General features: G+C 65.6%; 26 protein-coding genes, 1 tRNA gene and 1 pseudogene. 12 read left to right on the top strand and 16 right to left on the bottom strand.

All coding sequences use genetic code 11. The features are described 5' to 3' along the window. Positions 1 to 91 precede the first annotated feature (91 nt). Positions 92 to 322 (bottom strand): annotated as a pseudogene (locus BME24068_RS19735) (glucarate dehydratase); the annotation flags it as partial. A 194-nt stretch (positions 323 to 516) separates the two neighbouring features. On the opposite strand from BME24068_RS19735, the gene BME24068_RS19740 reads away from it, so the two are divergent. Both BME24068_RS19740 and BME24068_RS35295 read left to right on the top strand, forming a co-directional pair. Further along, positions 517 to 897, top strand: a complete 381-nt coding sequence (locus BME24068_RS19740) for an immunity 22 family protein (protein ID WP_239007803.1) — start codon at positions 517 to 519, stop codon at positions 895 to 897. Positions 898 to 1126: 229 nt separating this feature from the next. Further along, positions 1127 to 1252, top strand: coding sequence for a hypothetical protein (locus BME24068_RS35295; protein ID WP_275404984.1), 126 nt, complete (start codon positions 1127 to 1129; stop codon positions 1250 to 1252). On the opposite strand, the gene BME24068_RS19745 is transcribed toward BME24068_RS35295, so the two are convergent. Then, positions 1253 to 2344 (bottom strand): helix-turn-helix transcriptional regulator, encoded by a 1092-nt coding sequence (locus BME24068_RS19745; protein WP_096501710.1) that lies wholly within the window; start codon positions 2342 to 2344, stop codon positions 1253 to 1255. It abuts the gene before it with no gap. Between BME24068_RS19745 and BME24068_RS19750 the strand changes: the two genes are divergently transcribed. Together BME24068_RS19750 and BME24068_RS19755 are read left to right on the top strand one after the other, a co-directional pair. Then, the gene (locus tag BME24068_RS19750; protein WP_162826191.1) at positions 2339 to 2698 is read left to right on the top strand and encodes a hypothetical protein; all 360 of its coding nucleotides are present in this window, start codon (positions 2339 to 2341) and stop codon (positions 2696 to 2698) included. The genes BME24068_RS19745 and BME24068_RS19750 overlap by 6 nt on opposite strands. 468 nt (positions 2699 to 3166) lie before the next feature. Beyond that, positions 3167 to 3388 (top strand): SymE family type I addiction module toxin, encoded by a 222-nt coding sequence (locus BME24068_RS19755; RefSeq protein ID WP_172441883.1) that lies wholly within the window; start codon positions 3167 to 3169, stop codon positions 3386 to 3388. 260 nt (positions 3389 to 3648) lie between these two features. Here BME24068_RS19755 and BME24068_RS19760 read toward each other — a convergent pair whose 3' ends face one another. Next, positions 3649 to 4269, bottom strand: coding sequence for a hypothetical protein (locus BME24068_RS19760; protein ID WP_096501706.1), 621 nt, complete (start codon positions 4267 to 4269; stop codon positions 3649 to 3651). An 809-nt stretch (positions 4270 to 5078) separates the two neighbouring features. Between BME24068_RS19760 and BME24068_RS19765 the strand changes: the two genes are divergently transcribed. The 5 genes from BME24068_RS19765 (at position 5079) to BME24068_RS19785 (ending at position 10051) form a co-directional block, all read left to right on the top strand. Next, a complete protein-coding gene (locus BME24068_RS19765; protein ID WP_174927100.1) occupies positions 5079 to 6197 on the top strand; it encodes a branched-chain amino acid ABC transporter substrate-binding protein in 1119 nt (372 codons plus the stop codon). A 173-nt stretch (positions 6198 to 6370) separates the two neighbouring features. Continuing rightward, positions 6371 to 7297: a high-affinity branched-chain amino acid ABC transporter permease LivH gene (gene livH / locus BME24068_RS19770; protein ID WP_096501700.1), complete on the top strand. Its 927-nt coding sequence runs from the start codon at positions 6371 to 6373 to the stop codon at positions 7295 to 7297. Between the two features lie 11 nt (positions 7298 to 7308). Next, entirely contained in the window at positions 7309 to 8580 is a 1272-nt protein-coding gene (locus BME24068_RS19775) for a high-affinity branched-chain amino acid ABC transporter permease LivM (protein WP_096501698.1), read from the top strand. Further along, positions 8577 to 9350 (top strand): high-affinity branched-chain amino acid ABC transporter ATP-binding protein LivG, encoded by a 774-nt coding sequence (livG, locus tag BME24068_RS19780; protein ID WP_174927101.1) that lies wholly within the window; start codon positions 8577 to 8579, stop codon positions 9348 to 9350. The genes BME24068_RS19775 and livG overlap by 4 nt, the downstream gene beginning before the upstream one ends. Continuing rightward, positions 9350 to 10051, top strand: a complete 702-nt coding sequence (locus BME24068_RS19785; protein WP_096501694.1) for an ABC transporter ATP-binding protein — start codon at positions 9350 to 9352, stop codon at positions 10049 to 10051. Before livG ends, BME24068_RS19785 begins: the two co-directional genes overlap by 1 nt. 228 nt (positions 10052 to 10279) lie before the next feature. Here BME24068_RS19785 and BME24068_RS19790 read toward each other — a convergent pair whose 3' ends face one another. The 3 genes from BME24068_RS19790 to BME24068_RS19800 are packed head-to-tail and all read right to left on the bottom strand — an operon-like array spanning position 10280 to position 12554. After that, positions 10280 to 10687: a DUF2000 domain-containing protein gene (locus BME24068_RS19790; protein ID WP_096501692.1), complete on the bottom strand. Its 408-nt coding sequence runs from the start codon at positions 10685 to 10687 to the stop codon at positions 10280 to 10282. Between the two features lie 44 nt (positions 10688 to 10731). Then, positions 10732 to 11580 carry an AraC family transcriptional regulator gene (locus BME24068_RS19795; protein WP_174927102.1) on the bottom strand — a complete coding sequence of 283 codons (849 nt, stop codon included), beginning with the start codon at positions 11578 to 11580 and terminating at the stop codon, positions 10732 to 10734. After that, positions 11577 to 12554: an AraC family transcriptional regulator gene (locus BME24068_RS19800; protein WP_096501688.1), complete on the bottom strand. Its 978-nt coding sequence runs from the start codon at positions 12552 to 12554 to the stop codon at positions 11577 to 11579. Before BME24068_RS19800 ends, BME24068_RS19795 begins: the two co-directional genes overlap by 4 nt. Positions 12555 to 12596: 42 nt before the next feature. Here BME24068_RS19800 and BME24068_RS19805 point away from each other — a divergent pair, with 42 nt between their 5' ends. Beyond that, positions 12597 to 13346: an SDR family oxidoreductase gene (locus BME24068_RS19805; protein WP_096501686.1), complete on the top strand. Its 750-nt coding sequence runs from the start codon at positions 12597 to 12599 to the stop codon at positions 13344 to 13346. A 68-nt stretch (positions 13347 to 13414) separates the two neighbouring features. On the opposite strand, the gene BME24068_RS19810 is transcribed toward BME24068_RS19805, so the two are convergent. After that, positions 13415 to 14716, bottom strand: a complete 1302-nt coding sequence (locus BME24068_RS19810) for an aspartate aminotransferase family protein (protein ID WP_096501684.1) — start codon at positions 14714 to 14716, stop codon at positions 13415 to 13417. A 76-nt stretch (positions 14717 to 14792) separates the two neighbouring features. On the opposite strand from BME24068_RS19810, the gene BME24068_RS19815 reads away from it, so the two are divergent. Then, a complete protein-coding gene (locus BME24068_RS19815; protein WP_172441882.1) occupies positions 14793 to 15680 on the top strand; it encodes a LysR family transcriptional regulator in 888 nt (295 codons plus the stop codon). Between the two features lie 348 nt (positions 15681 to 16028). On the opposite strand, the gene BME24068_RS19820 is transcribed toward BME24068_RS19815, so the two are convergent. Next, positions 16029 to 16113 (bottom strand) — tRNA-Leu (locus tag BME24068_RS19820). Between the two features lie 148 nt (positions 16114 to 16261). On the opposite strand from BME24068_RS19820, the gene BME24068_RS19825 reads away from it, so the two are divergent. Next, a complete protein-coding gene (locus tag BME24068_RS19825) occupies positions 16262 to 17587 on the top strand; it encodes a leucine-rich repeat-containing protein kinase family protein (RefSeq protein WP_174927103.1) in 1326 nt (441 codons plus the stop codon). A gap of 49 nt (positions 17588 to 17636) precedes the next feature. Here BME24068_RS19825 and BME24068_RS19830 read toward each other — a convergent pair whose 3' ends face one another. The 8 genes from BME24068_RS19830 to BME24068_RS19865 form a co-directional block, all read right to left on the bottom strand. After that, complete coding sequence (locus BME24068_RS19830; protein WP_174927104.1) at positions 17637 to 18266, bottom strand: LysE family translocator; 630 nt, start codon at positions 18264 to 18266, stop codon at positions 17637 to 17639. A gap of 80 nt (positions 18267 to 18346) precedes the next feature. After that, positions 18347 to 18520, bottom strand: coding sequence for a hypothetical protein (locus BME24068_RS19835; protein ID WP_172441881.1), 174 nt, complete (start codon positions 18518 to 18520; stop codon positions 18347 to 18349). Between the two features lie 32 nt (positions 18521 to 18552). Further along, on the bottom strand, positions 18553 to 18999 hold the full coding sequence (locus BME24068_RS19840) for a copper chaperone PCu(A)C (protein WP_174927152.1): 447 nt from the start codon (positions 18997 to 18999) through the stop codon (positions 18553 to 18555). A gap of 76 nt (positions 19000 to 19075) precedes the next feature. Then, positions 19076 to 19441, bottom strand: a complete 366-nt coding sequence (gene copC, locus BME24068_RS19845; RefSeq protein ID WP_174927105.1) for a copper homeostasis periplasmic binding protein CopC — start codon at positions 19439 to 19441, stop codon at positions 19076 to 19078. Then, complete coding sequence (locus BME24068_RS19850; RefSeq protein ID WP_174927106.1) at positions 19438 to 19680, bottom strand: hypothetical protein; 243 nt, start codon at positions 19678 to 19680, stop codon at positions 19438 to 19440. The genes copC and BME24068_RS19850 overlap by 4 nt, the downstream gene beginning before the upstream one ends. A gap of 92 nt (positions 19681 to 19772) precedes the next feature. Further along, complete coding sequence (locus tag BME24068_RS19855; protein WP_174927107.1) at positions 19773 to 20150, bottom strand: DUF2946 domain-containing protein; 378 nt, start codon at positions 20148 to 20150, stop codon at positions 19773 to 19775. A 105-nt stretch (positions 20151 to 20255) separates the two neighbouring features. Further along, positions 20256 to 20750: an SRPBCC family protein gene (locus tag BME24068_RS19860; RefSeq protein ID WP_174927108.1), complete on the bottom strand. Its 495-nt coding sequence runs from the start codon at positions 20748 to 20750 to the stop codon at positions 20256 to 20258. 62 nt (positions 20751 to 20812) lie between these two features. After that, positions 20813 to 21115 (bottom strand): 2Fe-2S iron-sulfur cluster-binding protein, encoded by a 303-nt coding sequence (locus BME24068_RS19865; RefSeq protein ID WP_011659384.1) that lies wholly within the window; start codon positions 21113 to 21115, stop codon positions 20813 to 20815. Between the last annotated feature and the right edge of the window lie 41 nt (positions 21116 to 21156).

The raw sequence follows: 21156 nt of genomic DNA on the forward strand, positions 1-21156 counted from the left end.
GTTGGCCGAGCCGGCCGGGACAGCGACAAAAAGAAACGCGTCCGGCCGGCGGGCCTGCGCCGTTTTCGCGCGAGGCCCACGGCACCCGCCATCATCCCCGCTCGAAACTCGGCCGCTTCGGATCGTACGTCCACCCCGGCACCAGATAGCGCGTCGCAGCCGCATCGTCGCGCGCCGTGCCGCCGACTTCCCGATACAGTGTATGCGCGGCCTCGACCTGTGCTATGTCGAGTTCGATCCCAAGCCCCGGCCGCTCCGGCACGGCTACCTGACCGCCGACGATCTCGAGCGGCTCGCGCGTGAGTCGCGCATCGCCTTCCTCTGGTGGTATTAACCTTACGTGGCGACGCGGAATGACGGGGTCAAAGGCTGCGTACAACGAGCTTCTCGGGTTCACCGATTCGTCGAACGACTATGGGACGTTTGTGAGGCATTTGCAAAATTGGGCAAGCTACAGCCTCACGAATGGTACTGACGATTTACCTGCGGTCTGCGCCCGAAGGGGAGATAGGACACATGCACAAGGACCTAAAGGTTTCAGCGTGGATTGGAAAGTTCTCTGGCGCACATGACCTTATACATTACGTTGAAACCGGCTACGACCCTAGCGGAAATTCGACGAACCAGTTCTGGAGTGAAATCGGCATCTCTTGGTTCGACGACGACTTTAGAGAGGCGTCAATACTTTCATCGGGAAACGACACACTGGCGGATGAACTGCAAGAGTTCTCCTATGGTGAGACTTTTGCCGACGAGCTGTTTCGCCGACTCACTCAGATGCGCCAGCCCGGGATGGACGGGCTGATCCTCTTGTACGATTTTGACTATCCGAACGTTGGCGGGCAACGGCTGCGTAGTCGTGTGGCGTTTGTGGGGACCTTCGACTATCGTAAATAGTCCCGACATACACTGTCCGGCCGTTGCCGCGTTTCGATCTGATCGGGACGGCATGCGCACCCGCGTGGCGGGTTTCTAGTTCGGCGAGTTTCGCTACGCCTACGGATAGCATGACTGGATCACGTCGTGAGCGCGGAGCACCTCGCAGCCGCGCGCTTCGCAGACCCGATCCAGCACACGTCGTTCAGGGGGGAGCTTGTCGGCCACAGTCGGGTTGGCGACGCCGCTCGTGACCGCGATCGGTGTCGGTTCGGGGGCACTGATGGAAGCGAGCGGCATGGACGAAGCCATCGACGACGGCGTGCAGTTCTATGGCTCAGACATCGGCCACGTCATCAATCTAAACCCAACCTGATCACGTCTGCATAACCAACGACGTCAACTGCGCCGCCCGCGCCACTTCCGTCTTCGCATAGATCGACTTGATCTGCGACCGAATCGTGCCGATCGACACGCCGCGCAGCTCGGCGCATTCCTGCGGCGAGTTCCCGTCGCAGCACAGCAGTACCGCGAGATCGGCTTCGGCCGACGACAACCCATAGAACACGCGTAACCGCTGCGCGCGCGCCGACGGCGAACGCAGGTCGGCCGCGGTAATCAGTGCCGCCACACCGGGCCGTTCGCGCACGAGGCGCGACTGTTCGGGCACGGGCATCAGCGCAAGCGGCAGCGGTTCGCCCGTCGTACGGCGCAGCAACAGCCCACCGCGCGCGAATGCATGCCGCCATTGCGCATCGTCGACGCAGCCTTCCGGCGCGAAGCGCCCGTTCACGATACGCAGCGCCGGTTCCGCCGCGATCAGTTGATCGGCCGCGCGATTCGTATAGCGGAGTTCGCGCTGCGCGCCGAGCAAGAACACCGGCACCGGAATCGCATCGAGCGCCGATTCCGCGGCGGCCACGCGTGCTTCGAGTTCGCCGATGCGTGCCTGAATCCGCAACGCGCGGCTGATGTGCGCGCCCATGCTTTCGATCGCGTCACGCTGCGCGTCCGACAGGCCCTGCGATTCGGGGCCGCTCTGTACACTGAGGAATGCGCCGGTGCCCTCGCCGCGATGGATATACAGCCCGGAGATGCTGCCGATCCCGTATGGCTTCAGGAATTCCTGGTAGAACACGCTATGCGCGCGTTGCGGGCGGGACAGTTGATTGACGTCCTCGAACCAGCGCCCAGCAGGCCAGTTGCCGGCAACCGGCACGACTGGGTCATACAAATAGAATTCGGTGTTGTATGCGTGGTGGCATTCGGCGACCCACGGCTCGTCGTCGCCCGCGGCGAGCTCGATGGCCGGTATTCTCGCCGCCTCGTCGAACGACAGCAGCGTGGCCATGCGCACGCCCACCGACGATCTCAAGCCGTCGAGCACGGTTTCCCATCTCTGATCGCCCAGTGCTGCGGCGTAGATGTCGTCGACTAATGCCGATGGAATCAACTCGTTCCGTTGCATCTGGTCACCCCCGCGCTACATATTCTTGTCGATCGCCTTTCGCGCATCTTACTCATTCTCGCGCCGGGTTCAATATGCGTGCGCACTTTGGGCTGGAAGCACGTCGGTTTGAGGCGTTTCTCGTCAGACGTAATGGCGACTCTCGAGCTTTCTTTTGACTGGAGCGGTGGCATCACGCAGACCAATCCTGGCGACAGCCGGACCGCTGCCGGCACGCTGTTTCTGCAGAAGAATGCGGTGCCCGACGAGGTCGGGCACGGATACTTCCTTGGCGCAAAAGGTACGCTCGACTATTTCATCGCGCCGGGGTTGAGCGTGCGCTTCATGAGCACGCTGGACGCATCAGTGCGCTGAAGTCGCCCGCTGGCAGGGTGAGCGGATCCGGGCGTCCGAAGGGAAGCAACAGGCGCTTTTGTCCCGAAACGCGTTCTTGCGCTGAGTGAAGCCGATTCATTCGAACTGTTTCGAATCGTTGCGTTCCGAGGCCGACCGACGTCTGTTTCAGCTCACTTTTTCCGTTCGCATCGGCGCATGCAATAGCCCGGTGGGTGCTGACGAAATTACGTGCCTATGCCTAATGGCTAACGCTCGCGCAAGCGGAAAATATATGGTGTTAGCGATGGTCTAATAGAAGTATTCAATGCTGATCGCGCGCGAACGAGCGCTAAGCAGCCTGTAGATCCGCTCCAAGCACTATTTCATCGAGGAGATGGAAAGGGAGGAATCCGAAATATCAAAAACACTGCAGTAAACGAGCGCGGGCCGCAAGTGCTACCAACACTCACGACCCGCTGACCACAGCCAACTTACCAGGAGTTGCCCATGGCTAAGGCGAATGATAAAGCACGTCCCCCGATTTCGGAACGCTACGTGACGGTCCAGGAAATATGGGGTGTTCCGAAAAGATTCGGCCCGAGGCCGAAGACGTTCTTTCCATATATGAAGATCGGCGGAATGTGGCTGATCAATGATGTGGGTTTTGAGCCAGGCAAAAAGGTGCGGATAGCGGTCGAGCCGGGAAGGCTGGTCATCACCACGATGTGAGATGCGACAGCGGCGCTGTACATCGGCCCGATTCGTCTCGATGCGAATCGGCCGATCGGCTAGTGTGGCGCGAACCACCAAATCCAGACCGTGATCGCCGATGAACCGGCGATACGAAAGGCCGCGCAGACAGCACCGCGCGGCCTGATCGAACTTCAACTCGCGCAAATGCGCGCCTCAGTGCAGCAAGCACGCATCCGCGGAGCACAAAGCCGTACATCAAGCCGGGCAGGACAGCCGCCACCGGCCACGACGAAACATCACCAAGCGATATTGCAAGACGACCGTGCCGTCCCCGCACCACCCGTCGCCGTGCAACGCGAACCCGCGCCGCCGTCATAAAACGTCCGCGTTTCAGGTTGCGGCACTGACGGATCGTACGGATTCGGCACAGCGTGCGGACCTCGCGCAGCATCGAAGGGCCGCGTAGGCGCATACGCATTCTCGCCGCCACGCGCATGTGACCCATTGGCTCGCAGATATTCATTCCAGTTCAGCTCGCGCTGTTCGTGTTTCGGCAGCGCGCGACCGAAGCTATCGTTCCCGCCCGCACCGAGCTCGACGCGATTCGAGGGCCAAACAGAATCGCGAGATCCATGTTCCGCCGAAGGCTGCGGTTTAAGCGAATCGCCCGAAACCCTCAACGGCCGCGTATCCGGCGTATCGAACGGACTACGTTCAACCGGCGCCGCGTACTTCACGCGCTGCGTCGTCGGCACTGAACGCTCAACGTCCGGAGCCACAGCCCGACGTTCCGAACGAAACACATTGGCCTCGTCCGAACGATCGATCAGCGAATCGCGGCCCGAAGCGTCGACAGTAGAAACGGAAAGCGCACAAGCAAGCGCGGCGGCAGAAGAAAAGCGAAGAGGAGGATTCATCGGGGCTCCGAACCACGTGATAAGCAATGAGAAAAAACGGCAGATCACTGGCTGGCGGCTCGGCGACGGATGGGCGTCGAGCGACCCTGACGCGACTGCGAGGCACGGAGGGGGCGACCCGCAGGAGGGCTGGCTGGATTGCAGAAGCGATCCCGAATTATTTCACAAAAATCACAAACTGCTTTCTGTGTGTCCGTATACGTCAGCAATCGGAAGGATTGGCGCCCGTGAACTACCGCCCCGAGTCGGTGCACGCCTTCACAATCATCAGTCGATTGATTTTCGGCGATCGAACCCCAGACGATCAAAAAGCGACGCCCCACGAAACACCGAATCCCCGAAACCCAATCCCGGCAAGGCCAAACCTCACCAACCCACCCGAAATCGCAACCCAATTGCACTCCCCCGCAAACGTTAGCACCCCGTCCAGTTGCTCCCGAATCGCCACCAGGAAGTCGGCAAGTTTCTCCGTGTTTTCCCCAAGAGAGGCGGCATTTTTGACAGACGATTTAAAAACGCTCATATAATTTCGACTGCCTTGCCAACGGCTGTCGGACCATCCCTCCGAACGAGCAGTTGGCAAGCGGGGCAGGCGAAACGCTTGCGCAATGCAAGACGCATCACGATGTCTTTCCGAACCAGACGTCCCCTTCGGGGACTGCAAGAGCCGGGCCCCGCTACGCATCACTCCGCTGCAGGTCCGTCTTCATGTGTCTCGGGCGTGTCCCATGTCCTCGCCCCGGGTGCTGTTCGATTGCGCAAGTCATGCCGCCATTGCCCGTATGACTAACAACATCGAGGAGCTCCTGATGACGCTGTCCCGTCTTACGTCCATTTCCGTTGCCGCCGTGCTGTTCGCCGCCGGCGCCGCCGCCGCGCAAGCGGACACCGTGAAGATCGCCATCGCTGGCCCGATGAGCGGCTCGGTCGCCCAATACGGCGACATGGTGAAGGCCGGCGCGCTGACCGCGATCGAACAGATCAACGCGGCAGGCGGTGCGGGCGGCAACAAGTTTGAAGTCGTGATGATGGACGACGCATGCGAACCGAAGCAGGCCGTCGCCGTCGCCAACAAGATCGTCAGCCAGAAGATCAAGTATGTGATCGGCCACGTGTGCTCGGGTTCGACGATTCCCGCGTCCGACATCTACGAAAACGAAGGCATCGTGATGGTCACGCCGTCGGCCACCGCGCCGCAGCTGACGGAAGGCAAGAAGCGCCACTTCATCTTCCGCACGATCGGCCGTGACGACCAGCAAGGCCCGGCCGCCGCGCAGTACATCATCAACCACGTGAAGCCGAAGAAGGTCGCGGTCCTGCACGACAAGCAGTCGTACGGCCAGGGCATCGCGACGTCGGTGAAGAAGGACCTCGAAGCCGCGAAGATCCCGGTCGTCCTGTTCGAAGGCATCAACGCCGGCGATTCGGACTACTCGGCGGTCATCACGAAGCTGAAGTCGCAAGGCGTCGACTTCGTCTACTTCGGCGGCTACCACCCGGAAATGGGCCTGCTGATGCGCCAGGCGCGCGAGCAGGGCGTGAAGGCCACGTTCATGGGGCCTGAAGGCGTGGGCAACAAGGACGTGACGGCCATCGCCGGCCCGGCTTCGGAAGGCATGCTGGTCACGCTGCCGGCCGACTTCTCGGCCGATCCGGCCAACGCGGCGCTGGTGAAGGCGTTCGCGGACAAGAAGCGCGATCCGAACGGCCCGTTCCAGATGCCGGCGTACGCAGCGGTGAAGATCATCGCCGACTCGATCGCGGGAGCGAAGACGACGGACCCGACCAAGGTCGCCGCGTACATGCACAAGACGACGTTCGACACGCCGATCGGCAAGGTCGCGTATGACGCACAGGGCGACCTGAAGGCGTTCAAGTTCGTCGTCTACACGTGGCACAAGGACGCGACGAAGACCGCCGCCAAGTAATACGGAGTACCCGCCCCGCGCACCCGCTCTGCCCGTCACCCGGGCAGGGCGCGTGCGCATTTGGCCGTTGCGCGGCCAAGGGGCGGCCCGAGACGACACCGTGCGTTGCGCGCGGCCGGCCGCCGTGATCCGGCGACGGCATGCGACACAGCGCCAACGGGAGCTTCCCGCACATGACTGACTTCTTTCCGCAATTCGCCCAGCAGCTGGTCAACGGCCTGACGCTGGGTGCGATCTATGCGCTGATCGCCATCGGCTATTCGATGGTCTACGGCATCATCGGCATGATCAACTTCGCCCACGGCGAGATCTACATGATCGGCGCGTACGTGGGCCTCGTGACCCTCACGGCCATCGGCATCTCCGCCGGCTATCCGCTGCCGCTCGTGCTCGGCGCCGCACTGATCGTGTCGGTGATCGTCACCGGCCTGTACGGCTTCGCGGTCGAACGCGTCGCGTATCGCCCGCTGCGCGGCGGCCCGCGCCTCGTGCCGCTGATCTCCGCGATCGGCATGTCGATCTTCCTGCAGAACTACGTGCAGATCGGCCAGGGCGCGCGCGACGTGTCCGTGCCGATCCTGATCTCCGGCGCGTTCGACATCCATCTCGGTGGCGACTTCGACGTGACGATCCCGTATGCGCGTCTCCTGATCGTCTGCGTGACGATCGTGCTGATGATCGCGCTCACGCTGTTCATCTCGCATTCGCGCATGGGCCGTGCGTGCCGCGCGTGCGCCGAGGACATGAAGATGGCGAACCTGCTCGGCATCGACACGAACCGCGTGATCTCGTTCACGTTCGTGCTCGGCGCGATGCTGGCGGCCGTCGGCGGCGTGCTGATCGGCCTGACGATCGGCAAGCTGAACCCGTACATCGGCTTCGTCGCGGGCATCAAGGCGTTCACCGCCGCGGTGCTGGGCGGGATCGGCAGCATCCCGGGCGCGATGCTCGGCGGCGTGCTGCTGGGCCTGGCCGAAACCTTCGCCGCAGGCTACATGCCGGCCGAGTACAAGGACGTCGTCGCGTTCGGCCTGCTCGTGCTGATCCTGCTCTTCCGCCCGACCGGCCTGCTCGGCAAGTCGGACATCGAAAAGGTTTGAGGGAGACGCAGATGAGTCAAGTCATTTCCGTTCGCCGCCCGGCCGCCGACGCGTCGGTCGGCCAGGCGCTGAAGCATGCCGTGGCCGCCGCGTTCCTGACGGCGATCCTCACGATTCCGGTGCTGGGCCTGCAGCTGAAGCTGGACGGCTACCAGGTGGTGCTGACGCCGCATTGGCGTCCGGTGTGGATCGCGGTCACGGCGGTGTTCCTGTTCCAGCTGTTCAAGCCGTGGCTCATGCGCGCGAAATCGGCGGTGAAGCTGCCGGCGATGCCCGCGATGGGCGCGCAGCAGCAGCGCGTGATCATCTGGGTGATGCTCGCGGTCGGGTTCGTGTGGCCGTTCTTCGGCTCGCGCGGCGCGGTGGACGTCGCGACGCTCGCGCTGATCTACGTGATCCTCGGCCTCGGGCTGAACATCGTGGTCGGCTTCGCGGGGCTGCTGGATCTCGGCTATGTCGGGTTCTACGCGGTCGGCGGCTATACGTACGCGATGCTGAACCAGTATTTCGGGCTGTCGTTCTGGGAGTGCCTGCCGATCGCGGCGATCGCGGCGGCGACGTTCGGCTTCCTGCTCGGGTTCCCGGTGCTGCGCCTGCGCGGCGACTATCTGGCGATCGTCACGCTCGGCTTCGGCGAAATCATCCGCCTGCTCGCGAACAACCTGACCGACCTGACGGGCGGCCCGGACGGCATCTCGAGCATTCCGAAGCCGACGGTGTTCGGCTTCGAGATGGCGCGCTCGGCGAGCGTCGAAGGCGCGAAGACCTTCCATGAACTGATCGGGCTGGAATACAGCGGCGAGCACATGGTGATCTTCCTGTACCTGATCGCGCTGGTGCTGGTCGGCTTCACGCTGTTCGTGACGAGCCGCCTGATCCGCATGCCGATGGGGCGCGCGTGGGAAGCGCTGCGCGACGACGAGATCGCGTGCCGTTCGCTCGGCCTGAACCCGACGCGCATCAAGCTGTCGGCGTTCACGCTGGGTGCTGCGTTCGCGGGCATCGGCGGCGCGTTCTTCGCGGCGCGTCAGGGCCTCGTGAATCCTGAATCGTTCACCTTCATCGAATCGGCGCTGATCCTCGCGATCGTCGTGCTCGGCGGGATGGGGTCGCAGCTCGGCGTGATTCTCGCGGCGATCCTGCTGACCGTGCTGCCGGAAGTCGCGCGCGGGTTCGCCGAGTACCGGATGCTGATCTTCGGTCTGGTGATGGTGTTGATGATGATGTGGCGTCCGCAGGGCCTGTTGCCCGCGAGCCGTCCCCACGTGGAGCTGCCGCAATGAGCGCGAATGCAGAACTGTTGAAGGTCGCCGGGCTGCAGATGCGCTTCGGCGGGTTGCTCGCGGTGGACGGCATCGATTTCGACGTGCGCCGCAACGAGGTGTTCGCGATCATCGGGCCGAACGGCGCGGGCAAGACCACGGTGTTCAACTGCGTCGGCGGCTTCTACAAGCCGACCGGCGGCGACGTCGTGCTCGACGGCCATGCGATCGGCGGGCTGCCGAGCCACAAGATCGCGTTGAAGGGGCTGGTGCGCACGTTCCAGAACATCCGTCTGTTCAAGTCGCTGACGGTGGTCGAGAACCTGCTGGTCGCGCAGCATCGCAAGGTGAAGTCGGGGCTGCTGCCGGGCCTCTTCTCGACGCCCGCGTATCGTCGCGCCGAGAAGGAAGCGCTCGAACGCGCGGCGGTGTGGCTCGACCGGATGGGGCTGAAGTCGGTCGCCAACCGGCAGGCGGGCACGCTGTCGTACGGGCACCAGCGGCGCCTGGAGATCGCGCGCTGCATGATCACCGAGCCGCGTCTCTTGATGCTGGACGAGCCGGCGGCCGGTCTCAACCCGCAGGAAAAGATCGAGCTGCAGCACCTGATCGACAAGCTGCGCCACGAGTTCGGCGTATCGGTGCTGCTGATCGAGCACGACATGAGCCTCGTGATGGGCGTGTCGGACCGCATCCTCGTGATGGAGCACGGCCGGCCGATCGTGATCGGCACGCCGGAAGCGGTCCGCAACGACCCGCGCGTGATCAAGGCGTATCTGGGGGAAGAGTGATGCTGAAGCTGGAACAGGTCCATACGCACTACGGCGCGGTCGAGGCGCTCGCGGGCGTGTCGATCGAGGTGAACAAGGGCGAGATCGTCACGCTGATCGGCAGCAACGGCGCCGGCAAGACGACGCTGATGATGACGGTATGCGGCACGCCGCGCGCGTCGTCGGGCCGCGTGCTGTTCGAGGGCAACGACATCACCGGGATGTCGACGCACCAGATCATGCGGCAGGGGATGGCGATCTCGCCGGAAGGGCGGCGCGTGTTCCCGAGTCTGACGGTGCTCGAGAACCTGAAGATGGGCGGCTTCTTCGCGAGCCGTCACGAGATCGACGACGGCATCGAGCACGTGTTCAAGCTGTTTCCGCGGTTGAAGGAGCGCGCGACACAGCGGGCCGGTACGATGTCGGGCGGCGAGCAGCAGATGCTGGCGATCGGCCGCGCGCTGATGAGCAAGCCGCGCCTGCTGCTGCTCGACGAGCCGACGCTCGGTCTCGCGCCGCTCGTGATCGCGCAGATCTTCGACATCATCCGCGCGATTCGCGACGAAGGCGTCACGGTGTTCCTGGTCGAGCAGAACGCGAACAAGGCGCTGGGTGTGGCCGATCGCGGCTACGTGCTCGAAACGGGGCGCGTGGTGCTGGCGGACACGGGCGCGAACCTGCTCGCGAACGACCGGATCAAGCAGGCGTATCTCGGCGGTTGACGCGGGAAACCGCCGGCCTGCAACGGGCCGGCGGCCGACGATAATTTTTGGCCGGTTCGGCCCCGATCGCCGCAAATTCGGCTACGCCATGCGAACCATCGGGATCAACGCAAAATCGACCCGATAAGGCCATGTCTTGTGGCGAATTGGATGCCCGGTAGCCATGCCCGTCAAATTCGTCAACGTGCCCGCTCACCGCTGACCCGAAGCAACTGCGTAGCCCGCGCCTCACGCGTGCAGCGCCAGTCCTTTCACGGCCTTGTCGACGGCCTTCTTCGGCCCGTGCAACGCCAGGCCGACCAGATCCAGATGCTCCGCGTCCCCGGCACGAAACACGGCACGATTGGCCGCGTCGTGCCCGGTCGAAAACATCGCATGCACGTAGGGCACGATCGTGAGTTCGCGCGATAGCGCCTGTCGATGCGCGGCCTGCAACCCGTCCAGATCGGCTGCGAACACCAGCATCGGCTGGCCGAGCATGCGGCCGTAGCGGCGGCCTGCCGCATCCTCGTAAGGCTCGCCGAGCGCTTCCGGCGCTTCGGCCGCGACGCCCGTCGCGAGAAACGCGACGACATTGAGTTTCTGCCACGCCGCGAGATCGTCGCGCACGATCAGCGCCACCTTGGTATCGAACATGATTGCTCCTCGTTGAAGCAGGCATGATCGGATGCCGCGCGCGATCAGTCTGGAACGTTTGTGCAGAGTTGCCGGTACGCGGCCGGCGTGATCCGGTATGCGCGACGGAACCAGCGGCCCAGGTGGCTCTGGTCGGCGAAGCCGACGTCCGCGGCCGCCTGCGCGGGCGTGCGGCCGGCCGCGAGCAGCCGGCGCGCGGCGCGCAGCCGCAATCGCACCAGGTATGCATGCGGCGACGTGCCGAACGCGCGCTGGAACAGACGCGTCAGCCGGAACCGGTCGATCCCGGCGAAGCCGGCCAGCTCGTCGAGGCCGGGATTGCCGTCCATCTGCGCATGCAGCAGATCGCGTACCCGCGCGATCGCGGGCGGCACGGGGCCGCTTTCCGGCACGCGCGGGCCACGCAGTTCGCCGCCGAGCCGCATCAGCAGCCGGTCGAGTGTCTGGTCGCGCGCGAGTTTGCCTTCGTTGCCGTGGATCGCGAGAAACGCCTGGCGGATCGCGTCGACCAGGCTGCGATCGTCGACGAGCGTATGGCCGAAGGACGCCTCGACGCCACCCAGGCCCGGCAGGTCCAGACGTCGCGCCGCATGCTCGACCCACGCTTGCGGCAGATACAGCATCCCGTACGTGAAGCCGCCCGCTTCGGGCGCATGGCCGTCGTGCAGCGCGCCCGGCTCGATCAGGATCGCGCGGCCCGGCACGCTCGTATGCAGCGACCGGTGGCACTGGAAACGCTGCACGCCCTGTTCGGTGAAGCCGACCAGCATGTCGTCGTGATCGTGCGCATCGTACGCATGGCCGTCGAAATGCGCATGCAGGCTTTCGATGCCGGTTTCCGCATCGCGCCGCGCGACGAGCCAGTGGTCGGCCGTGTTGGACGCTTTCTTCATTCGTCGCTTTCCACCGCCTGTTCTTCACGCGCGTATTGCGCCGGCGGACGGCCGACGTGCCGCGTGAACGCGACGCTGAAGGTGCTGGCGGAACTGTAGCCGACGCGCCCCGCGATCTCCGCGATGCGCCCTTCGTTGCGGCGGAGCAGATCCTTCGCGAGCGCCATGCGCCACGTGAGCAGGTATTCCATCGGCGCGACGCCGACCGCGCGGCTGAAGCGTTCGAAGAAGGTCGAGCGCGACAGCGCGGCTTCCTTCGCCAGCTCGACGATCGTCCACGGATGCGCGGGGCGCTCGTGCATCCGGCGGATCGCGGCGGCGAGGCGGCTGTCGGCCAGCCCGCGCACGAGGCCGGGCGATGCGTTCGTGCCGGCCGTGAAGCGCAGCGCCTCGATCAGCAATACTTCCAGCAGGCGCGCCAGCACGATCTCGCGCGCAGGCCGCTGCGCGCGAGATTCGTCGCGCACCAGTTGCACGAGCGTGGTCAGTCGCGGTTCGCCGCGCACGTGCACGTATCGGGGCAGCAGCGACACCAGCAGCGATGCGTCGGGCGAACCGAAGCTGCAGTTGCCGGCCATCATCCGGGTGTCGACCGGGTTGGCGGGATCGCCGATCCGGTATTCGCCGTGGTCGAGCGCGACCGGCGGCGCGGTTTCGATACCCGGTGCGGGCGGTTCGAGGCTCGACATCGCGACGCCGTATGCGGCCGGAATCAGCATGAAATCGCCGGGTAGCAGCGCGATCGGAGCATGCCCGTCGATCGCGATCCGGCACCCGCCGTCGAGGATCGCGCAGTAGAAGGGCTCGCCAGCGACCGTGCGGCTGATCGCCCACGGGCTCGCGCCGCGCACGTATTTCGAGTACTGCGCGCTCGGTTGCAACAGCGTGACGACTTCGGTCAGCGGATCGATCATCGCCGGACTCTCGCAAAAGAAAAGCGGATTTTCGATTGTAGCGAATACGGTCCCGGCCATCTATCGTACGGACACATGCCCAACACACTGACAGGAGTCCGCATGAAGACCGTATTGATCACCGGCTGTTCCTCCGGCTTCGGCCTCGAGATCGCGCGTCATTTTCTGGCGCATGACTGGCAGGTCGTCGCGACGATGCGCACACCGCGCGAGGACGTGCTGCCGCCGTCGCCGCACCTGCGCGTACTGCAGCTCGATGTCACGAACCCCGACAGCATCCGCGACGCGCTCGCCGCGGCCGGCCCGATCGACGCGCTCGTCAACAACGCAGGCTTCGGCGCGGCCGCGCCGGCCGAGCTTACGCCGCTCGACACGGTGCGCGCGCTGTTCGAGACCAATACGATCGGGACGATCGCGGTCACACAAGCCGTGTTGCCGCAGTTTCGCGAGCGCGGGGCCGGCGTGGTCGTGAACGTCACGTCGAGCGTCACGCTGAAGGTGCTGCCGCTGCTCAGTGCATATCGCGCCAGCAAGGCGGCAGTCAATGCGTATACCGAATCGATGGCGATCGAACTCGAACCGTTCGGCGTGCGTACGCACCTGGTGTTGCCGGGCCGCGCGCCCGATACGCGTTTCGGCGACAACGCGCGCGCGAACATGCACGGCTTCGAGCACGAAGCGTATGCGGAATTTGTCGGGAAGGCCGTTGCGCGGATGCTCGATGCGTCGTCGCCGATTACCCATGCCCAGGACGTTGCCGATGCGGTATGGCGCGCGGCGACCGACCCGTCGAGCCCGATGCGCATTCCGGCCGGCGCCGATGCGCTGGCGTGGGCGGCGGAAGCCGGCTGATCGATCGGGAATGCGTCGCGCCGGTCGGTCGAACCGGCGTGACGGATCGCATGGCGCGGGGAAGGGCGTTACAGCGCGCGTGCGATCGCCTGTTCGAGCAGCGACAAGCCGAGGTCGATCTCTTCCTCGCTGACGGTCAGCGGCGGTGCGATCCGGAACACGCCGCCCATGCCGGGCAACTGCACGATGTTCATGCTGAGCCCGAGGTTCATGCACTCGCGCGTGATCTTCGCGCCGAGGCCGTCCGCCGGTTCCTTCGTCCGGCGATCCTTGACGATCTCGACGCCGAGCAGCAAGCCGCGGCCGCGCACGTCGCCGATGCAGTCGAAGCGTTCCATCAGGTCGAGCAGGCCGCGCCGCAGCCGGTCGCCCATCACGTTCGCGCGCTCGACGAGGCCGTCGCGCTGCACCACGTCGAGCACGCGCAGGCCGACCGCGGCGGGCAGCGGATCCGATACGTGCGTCGTATAGAACAGGTAGCCGAGCTCGTGCGCGCGTTCCTCGATCGCGGCGGACGTCACGATGGCCGCGAGCGGCAGCCCGGCGCCGAGCGTCTTCGACAGCGTCAGGATGTCGGGCGTCACGCCGTCGCGCTGGCACGCGAACATCGTGCCGGTGCGGCCGACGCCCGTCTGCGCTTCGTCGAGGATCAGCAGCATCCCGCGCGCTTCGCACTTGCGCTTGAGCGCCGCCATGTAGCCTTCCGGCAATTCGATGATGCCGCCCGAGCTGAGGATCGGCTCCGCGATGAACGCGGCGAGGTTGCCGCTCGACTGGCGGTCGATCAGGTCGAACGCATAGTCGAGCTCGGCGAGGTAGTCGTACGTGCCGTTGTGCTCGAAGCGCGGCCGGTACGTGAACGGCGCCGGAATCGCGAACGAGCCGACGGCGGCCGGGCCGACGCCTTTGCGCCCGGCGCTGTACGTGGCGGACGCAGCCGCGCCCGTCATCCCGTGCCACGACTGTGCGAAACCGACGATCTCGTACTTGCCGGTGACGAGCTTCGCCATCCGGATCGCCGCTTCGTTCGATTCCGCGCCGGTGCTCAGCAGCAGCGCGCGGTCGAGCCCCGGCGGCGTGACGTCGGCGAGGCGCGTCGCGAGATCGACGACCGGCCGCGACAGCATGCCGCTGAACAGGTGGTCGAGCTTGCCCGCGTATTCGCCGATCACGGCGACGATCTCCGGGTGGCTGTGCCCGAGCACCGCGCTCATCTGGCCCGACGTGAAGTCGAGGATCGCGCGGCCGTCCGCGTCGTAGACGAAGCTGCCTTGCGCACGCTCGATGATCATCGGCTCGAACGTGCCGCCGTAGCGGATCAGGTGCTGTCTGGCGTTGCGCCAGAAGGTTGCGTCGTCGTTCAGGGACATCGGGTTTCTCCGGGCAAGGGCAGGGATCGCTTGCAGTCTAGGCGCCGGTCTGGTTTTATGGAAACGAATAGTGCTTATGCAAGGTAGAAAAGGAGCTAATACCTTGGGACGCTCGCTCGACATCGACCTGCTGCGCTCGTTCGTCGTGATCGCCGAAGTGCGCTCGCTCAGCCGCGCGGCGGCGCGGGTCGGCCGCACGCAGTCCGCGCTGAGCCAGCAGATGCGGCGGCTCGAGGAGGTCGTCGATCAGCCGCTGTTCCAGCGCACCGGCCGCGGCGTGCTGCTGACGCATCCCGGCGAGCGGCTGCTCGCGCATGCGCAGCGTATCCTGCGGCAGCACGACGAGGCGATGGCCGACCTGTGCGGCACGGGGTTGTCGGGCAGCATCCGCTTCGGGTGCCCGGACGATTACGCGGCCGTGTTCCTGCCGTCGCTGTTGCGGCAGTTCTCGAACCAGCATCCGCAGGCGATCGTCGAAGTCGTGTGCGGGCCGACGCCGCGCTTGCTCGAGCAGCTCGACAAGCGGGCGGTCGATCTGGCGATGATCTCGTTGCCGGACGACGACGGGGCGACGGCGGATTTCATCCGTCGCGAGCAACTGGTCTGGATCGGTTCCCCGGGGCTGGATGCCGCGCGGTTCGATCCGTTGCCGCTCGCGCTGTCCGATCCCGATACGCTCGATCACATCGCGGCCTGCGAGGCGCTGGATCGAGCGGGGCGCGATTATCGCGTCGCGTATGCGAGCAGCAGCCTCGCGGGGCTGACCGCGCTGGTGCGCTCGGGGCAGGCGTTCGCGGTGATGACTCAAACGGCGGTGCCCGCGGATCTGGCGATTCTCGCCGGCGATCGCGGGTTGCCGCCGCTGCCGGCGGTGGGGATCACGCTGAAATTCGACCGGAAGCGGCCGTCGCATCTGACGGTCGCGTTTGCCGAGCATATTCGGGCGGTGTTGCCGCTGCTGTGACGGGGGCGGGCTGTTCCGGTTGGTGCAGGAAAGGGCGATTCGACTCATCGAATGGACCGCATTCACGATGAGCTGTTTTCTGACGGGGAGGGCACGCGGGAATGATGCGAGGGCACAAGACAAGACGGCGGTCTTCAACTTCGTGCCGACGCGTCCGGGGTCGATGCTCCGCGATCGCATCGCGGGCTGGACGGCTGAAGAAGTGGGGGGCGGGACGCGCGCGTGATGCGGCGGCGATGTCGCCTTCGGTGGATCGCAACGGCATTTGCCGCGGAAACAAAAAAACCGCGAAGCCTGACGCTGTCGCGGTTTTTCTTGAGCATTCCGGAAGCACGGATATCTCGTGTCTGGTGCCGACGGCGAGACTCGAACTCGCACAGCTTTCGCCACTACCCCCTCAAGATAGCGTGTCTACCAATTTCACCACGTCGGCACTTCAGTACTGCAAGGGGCGCTATTCTAGCGTCACTTTTTGCGTTTGTGAAGAGGATATGACACGCTCGCGCGGCACGCGAAAGCGATCCCGGTAAAATTCGTTCGATCGATCCGACGATCATCGCAACCGCAACCGCTTTCTCTCCGTGACGACCACTCTCGAACAATTGCAGACCGGCCAGCTGACGGGCACCCGGCAACTCAAGCTCGCGTGCGGGCTCACCGAATTTCCGCGCGAAATCTTCGAGCTGGCGGACACGCTCGAAGTGCTCGACCTGTCCGGCAATGCGCTGTCCGCGCTGCCGGACGACCTGTCGCGGTTGCATCGCCTGCGCATCCTGTTCGCGTCGTCCAACCGCTTCACGGCATTCCCGGCCGTGCTCGGCACGTGCGCGCAACTCGACATGATCGGCTTCAAGGCGAACCGGATTCGCACGGTGCCGCGCCATTCGCTGCCGCGCGCGTTGCGCTGGCTGATCCTGACCGACAACGAAATCGAAGCACTGCCCGCCGAAATCGGCGACTGCTCGCGCTTGCAGAAGCTGATGCTCGCCGGCAACCGGCTGCGCGCGCTGCCCGCTGAAATGGCCGCATGCCGTGCGCTCGAACTGGTGCGTCTGTCGGCGAACCGGCTCGACGCGCTGCCGGACTGGCTGCTGCGTTTGCCGCGTCTCGCGTGGCTCGCGGCCGCGGGCAATCCGCTCGGCGCCGTGCCGGAGGCAGCCGCTTCCGCCGAGCCGGGCGTTGCGGACATCGACTGGACGTCGCTCTCCTGCGACCAGCAACTCGGCGAAGGCGCATCGGGCGTCATCTACCGCGCGCAATGGCAGGCTAACGGTCACGCGCCGCGCGCGGTCGCGGTCAAGCTGTTCAAGGGCGCGGTGACGAGCGACGGTCTGCCCGATTGCGAAATGGCCGCCTGCCTGCACGCGGGACGCCACCCGAACATGATCCCGGTGATCGGCAAGGTGCGCGGTCATCCGGACGGCACGCACGGCCTCGTGATGGAACTGGTCGATCCGGCACTGACGAACCTCGCGGGGCCGCCGAGTTTCGCGACCTGCACACGCGATGTCTATACCGACGATGCGCGGTTCGCACCGGCAGCCGCGGCGCGGATCGCGCACGGCATCGCGTCGGTCGCCGCGCATCTGCATGCGCGCGGCATCATGCACGGCGATCTGTATGCGCACAACATCCTGCACGACGGCGAGGGCGGCGCGCTGCTCGGCGATTTCGGCGCGGCGTCGGTCTATGACGTGAATGACCGCGCGCACGCGGCGCGGCTCGAACGGCTGGAAGTCAGGGCGTTCGGCTATCTGCTCGACGAGTTGCTGGCGCGATGCGAGCCACGCACGCGGGAAGGGGCGCACGAACTTGAAGCGCTTGCGACCGCGTGTCTGAACGAGGACGTCGATGCGCGTCCGTCGTTCGACGCGATTGCTGCTTCACTGGCTGCATCGACGCGCTGACGTTGCTGACGTTTGCGCGCCGGAGGGGTGCGTCGACGCGTGCCGGCGCTTACGCCTGCCGCGCGGTCAGCAGCTTGATTCCCAGTCCGACGAACAGCAGCCCGCTCGCGCGCTTCGCCGCGCGTACCCACGGGCTGACGCCGAAGCCGCGATGGAGCCGGCGCACGCCGAACGAATAGACGCTGTGAACGACGATGACGGTGCAGGCGATCGTCGCGTACATCACGACGAACTGCATCGCGAGCGGACGATCGTGCGCGATGAACTGCGGCATGAACGCCGACAGGAAGATCATCGTCTTCGGATTGCTGCCCGACACGAACAGCGCTTCACGGAACAGCTTCCGGCGGTCGGGCTCGACGAGTGCCGCGTTGCCGTCCGGCGAACGTCGACGGCGGCTGCCGCGCAGTTGCCGGATGCCGAGCACGATCAGATACGCCGCGCCGACGATCTTCATCGCGACGAACAGCGGCGGCATGGCGGCGAGCACCGCGCCGACGCCGAGCGCGACCAGCATGACCACCACACCCTGCGCGACGAGGTTGCCGGCGATCGTCGCGGCGGTGCCGCGCGTGCCGTAGCGCACCGTGTTGCGGATCACGAGCAGCACGTTGGGGCCCGGCGACAGCGTCGTCGCGAGATAGGCGGCGGCAAACAGCATCCAGGTCTGAATGGACATGCGGTGCTCCGGGAGACGGTTTCTGCGATCGGGGTGACGCCGTGCATGATGCCACGGCGCGAATCACCCCGATCGCAGCGTCAACGCGCGTCGCGCACGCAGTAGGCGGCGATCGACGACGGCGCATCGATCGCGGCGGGCCGCGTCATCCACGCGATCCACGCCGCCCACAACCCGCAGACGATCAGTACGGCGACATTCAGCGGCGTCCGGTAACGGACGATCAGGTCGGCCAGCGGCAGGCGTTCTTTCATGTTCGTCTCCATCGGTCGCGGTGCCGGCGGCGTTACTGGCCGGTGTACGACGGCGCCTTCGCGTCGCAGGTCACGGACACCGTCGAGCCGTCGGCGAAATGCAGCCGGAACGGGATCTTCGCGCCGGGCGTGACGTTCTGGCGCGGTTGTTCGAGCATCACGTGATAGCTCTTCGGCTTGAACATCACCGTGCCGTGCGCGGGCACCTCGACCGTGTCGACGTGGACCATCTTCGCGGTGCTGCCGGCCGTCTGCGTTTCGTGCAGCATGGCCATCCCGAATGCCGGCGTGTCGATGCCCGTGAGCGTCGCGGGGGTGTCGCCGTCGTTCTTCAGCGTGAAGTAGCCGGACGACGGCACCGTCGCGGGCATCGCGCGGATCCAGCAGGCATCGGCCTGTACGGCCGGCGCGGCGAACGTGGCGGGAGCGTGCAGCGCGAACAGTGCGGACAGCAGGGCGGCCGGAATCGAGCGTTTCATCATGTGTTCTCCTTATCGAAAGTACGGGATGCGGATGGCGCGGCGATGCGCCCCTGGCGATGCGGGCATGCGCGTGTCACTTCAGCGTGAACGCGTAGTGCCCCTGGGTCCGGTGGCCGTCGCTGGCCACGGCGACCCATGCGACCGTGTAGGTGCCGGCCGTCAGGCTCGTCAGCGCGACGTGCATCCGCTTGCGGTTGCCGTCGTCGACGACGGCCTTGCCGGTCGCGACCGACTGGCCGTGGCTGTCGGTCACGGCGATCGAGCTGAATGCGGGTTCGAGCGCCTCGTCGAAATCGATCGTGACGGCTTGCGGTGCGGCGGTGAGCGTTGCGCCGGCGGCCGGCTGCTGCGTTTTCGGAAACGCATGCGCGTGGGCGGCCTGGACGATGACGAAGGTCAGGGCGGCGATGGCGCCGCGGAAAAGCGTGGATGTTTTCATGGCTTGGGAAATGCGTTGTGGATCGGGTTGGGGAAAATGCCGTCGAGATGCACACGAGCCCGCAGCAGGGGCGCGATGTGACCGTACTGGAGGTCGAACGCATCGCCGACGCTCGGGTCGTCGATGGTCATCGTGACGGGGCGCGCGCGATTTCCCGCGCTCGCGCTCGCATGCTCATGCGCGGCGACGGCGACGCACGCGCACGGTGCCATGCGGCGCGCGGCAATAAGGGTCGACATGATCGTCCTCGTGAACGTGACACGGCACGGGCGCCGGCAGGGCGCGCGCGAACGGCGCGATGCGTTCGGGCATCGCGCGCTGTGGCTGCGGTTCAGGCGGAGGCGGGTGGGGCGCGCGGCTGCGCGGCCGTGAGCGGCAACGCGCGGCGCAGGCTTTCGAAGCGGGTTGCTTCGCGATGCTGGACGACGCGCACATGGGCCGCGAACGTCAGTTCGGGCGCGGGCAGCGCGGGCGTATGGGCGAGCAGGCTGCAATAGCCGCACGCCTGCAAATGGGCTTGCAGGCTCTTCGACGACGAACGGGTTTGATGGTCGCCGGCGACCGGGCCGGTCGTACAGTAGCCGGCGAGCAGTGCATCGACGCGGCCTTGCGTCGTCAGCGCCTGCGAGATCGTCGGCGCGAGCGCCGTCATCAGGATGGCGAGCATCCCGATCAGACTGCCGATCTTCCGGAGGCGACGACTGAGCATGCGACGAACAGCGGCGTGAGGACTGCGATGGGGCGGATTATGCCATGCACCCCGCGAGGCCGGCATGCGTGCGTCCGCATGCCGGGGATGGCGGGCAAGCGCCGGTTACGCGTGCGTTGCCAGATATTTCGTGATCAGCGTCATCTGCGCGGCCCAGCCGTGATCGTTCATTTCGCGTGCCTTCGCGCGACGCGCTTCGATCAGCTGGTCGAACCCCGTTTCAGTGACCGTGAGCCGGGTGCCGCCGTTTTGCTCGGCGATCGCGAACGTGACGAGCGTCATCGGCTCGGCCGAGTAATCGAAGTTCGGATCGATCGCGAACGGATGCCAGCGGAACGAGAACAGTTGCTTCGGTTCGACGCGCTCGACGACGATTTCGAATACAGCGCCCGCGTAGGGCTCCTGGGCCTTGGCGACGTCGTCGTCGACGCGCGTCGGCGTGATGCGGCCGAACAGCGGCTGGCCTTCCGTGAACGGCCCGTCGAAGGCGACACCGAACCACGTGCCGAATTCCCCGGAATTGCTGATGGCTTCCCACACGCGCGCCGGCGGCGCGGCGAGCACGGCCTGTTTCTCGATGCGATCGGTTGACTGGGTCATCACATTCTCCCGACGGGCTTGCCCGTCACGGTTGCAGGACGGCGCGCAACGGCGCGTCGCGTTCAGTCGATCATCTCCGCGTCGGGCACGTCGAGCACGACATCCGACGTTGCGACGGCCACGCACGGCAGCGTATAGCCGTCGGCCTTTTCCTCGCGGCTCAACCCGGGCCATTCGATCGTGTAGCGTACGCTGCCGCTGACGATCCTGCACAGGCAGCTTCGGCACGTACCGTTGCGGCACGAACGCGGCAGCCTGACGTGCGCGAACGCGGCGGCTTCGAGCAGGGTCAGCGAATCGGGTGCGTCGAACGTCGCGCCGAGCGGCTCGATGCGCACGAGAGGCGGATGGTCGGGATCGGTCATGGGGCGAAACGGCGGCGGCGAGGCAAGCGCCAAGCATACCC

It is taken from the genome of Burkholderia anthina (assembly GCF_902498995.1).
Lineage (GTDB): Bacteria > Pseudomonadota > Gammaproteobacteria > Burkholderiales > Burkholderiaceae > Burkholderia > Burkholderia anthina.

Excerpts from the sequence above, each read along its gene's own strand:
- BME24068_RS19810 (WP_096501684.1), bottom strand. The coding sequence starts at position 14,716 with ATGTCCCTGAACGACGACGCAACCTTCTGGCGCAACGCCAGACAGCAC.
- BME24068_RS19760 (WP_096501706.1), bottom strand. The coding sequence starts at position 4,269 with ATGAATCCTCCTCTTCGCTTTTCTTCTGCCGCCGCGCTTGCTTGTGCG.
- BME24068_RS19765 (WP_174927100.1), top strand. The coding sequence starts at position 5,079 with ATGACGCTGTCCCGTCTTACGTCCATTTCCGTTGCCGCCGTGCTGTTC.
- BME24068_RS19795 (WP_174927102.1), bottom strand. The coding sequence starts at position 11,580 with ATGAAGAAAGCGTCCAACACGGCCGACCACTGGCTCGTCGCGCGGCGC.
- BME24068_RS19755 (WP_172441883.1), top strand. The coding sequence starts at position 3,167 with ATGGCTAAGGCGAATGATAAAGCACGTCCCCCGATTTCGGAACGCTAC.
- livG (WP_174927101.1), top strand. The coding sequence starts at position 8,577 with ATGAGCGCGAATGCAGAACTGTTGAAGGTCGCCGGGCTGCAGATGCGC.
- BME24068_RS19815 (WP_172441882.1), top strand. The coding sequence starts at position 14,793 with ATGCAAGGTAGAAAAGGAGCTAATACCTTGGGACGCTCGCTCGACATC.
- BME24068_RS19850 (WP_174927106.1), bottom strand. The coding sequence starts at position 19,680 with ATGTCGACCCTTATTGCCGCGCGCCGCATGGCACCGTGCGCGTGCGTC.
- BME24068_RS19835 (WP_172441881.1), bottom strand. The coding sequence starts at position 18,520 with ATGAAAGAACGCCTGCCGCTGGCCGACCTGATCGTCCGTTACCGGACG.
- BME24068_RS19740 (WP_239007803.1), top strand. The coding sequence starts at position 517 with ATGCACAAGGACCTAAAGGTTTCAGCGTGGATTGGAAAGTTCTCTGGC.
- BME24068_RS19860 (WP_174927108.1), bottom strand. The coding sequence starts at position 20,750 with ATGACCCAGTCAACCGATCGCATCGAGAAACAGGCCGTGCTCGCCGCG.
- BME24068_RS19865 (WP_011659384.1), bottom strand. The coding sequence starts at position 21,115 with ATGACCGATCCCGACCATCCGCCTCTCGTGCGCATCGAGCCGCTCGGC.
- BME24068_RS19855 (WP_174927107.1), bottom strand. The coding sequence starts at position 20,150 with ATGCTCAGTCGTCGCCTCCGGAAGATCGGCAGTCTGATCGGGATGCTC.
- BME24068_RS19745 (WP_096501710.1), bottom strand. The coding sequence starts at position 2,344 with ATGCAACGGAACGAGTTGATTCCATCGGCATTAGTCGACGACATCTAC.
- BME24068_RS19800 (WP_096501688.1), bottom strand. The coding sequence starts at position 12,554 with ATGGCCGGGACCGTATTCGCTACAATCGAAAATCCGCTTTTCTTTTGC.
- copC (WP_174927105.1), bottom strand. The coding sequence starts at position 19,441 with ATGAAAACATCCACGCTTTTCCGCGGCGCCATCGCCGCCCTGACCTTC.
- BME24068_RS19790 (WP_096501692.1), bottom strand. The coding sequence starts at position 10,687 with ATGTTCGATACCAAGGTGGCGCTGATCGTGCGCGACGATCTCGCGGCG.
- BME24068_RS19785 (WP_096501694.1), top strand. The coding sequence starts at position 9,350 with ATGCTGAAGCTGGAACAGGTCCATACGCACTACGGCGCGGTCGAGGCG.
- livH (WP_096501700.1), top strand. The coding sequence starts at position 6,371 with ATGACTGACTTCTTTCCGCAATTCGCCCAGCAGCTGGTCAACGGCCTG.
- BME24068_RS19775 (WP_096501698.1), top strand. The coding sequence starts at position 7,309 with ATGAGTCAAGTCATTTCCGTTCGCCGCCCGGCCGCCGACGCGTCGGTC.
- BME24068_RS19805 (WP_096501686.1), top strand. The coding sequence starts at position 12,597 with ATGAAGACCGTATTGATCACCGGCTGTTCCTCCGGCTTCGGCCTCGAG.
- BME24068_RS19840 (WP_174927152.1), bottom strand. The coding sequence starts at position 18,999 with ATGAAACGCTCGATTCCGGCCGCCCTGCTGTCCGCACTGTTCGCGCTG.
- BME24068_RS19830 (WP_174927104.1), bottom strand. The coding sequence starts at position 18,266 with ATGTCCATTCAGACCTGGATGCTGTTTGCCGCCGCCTATCTCGCGACG.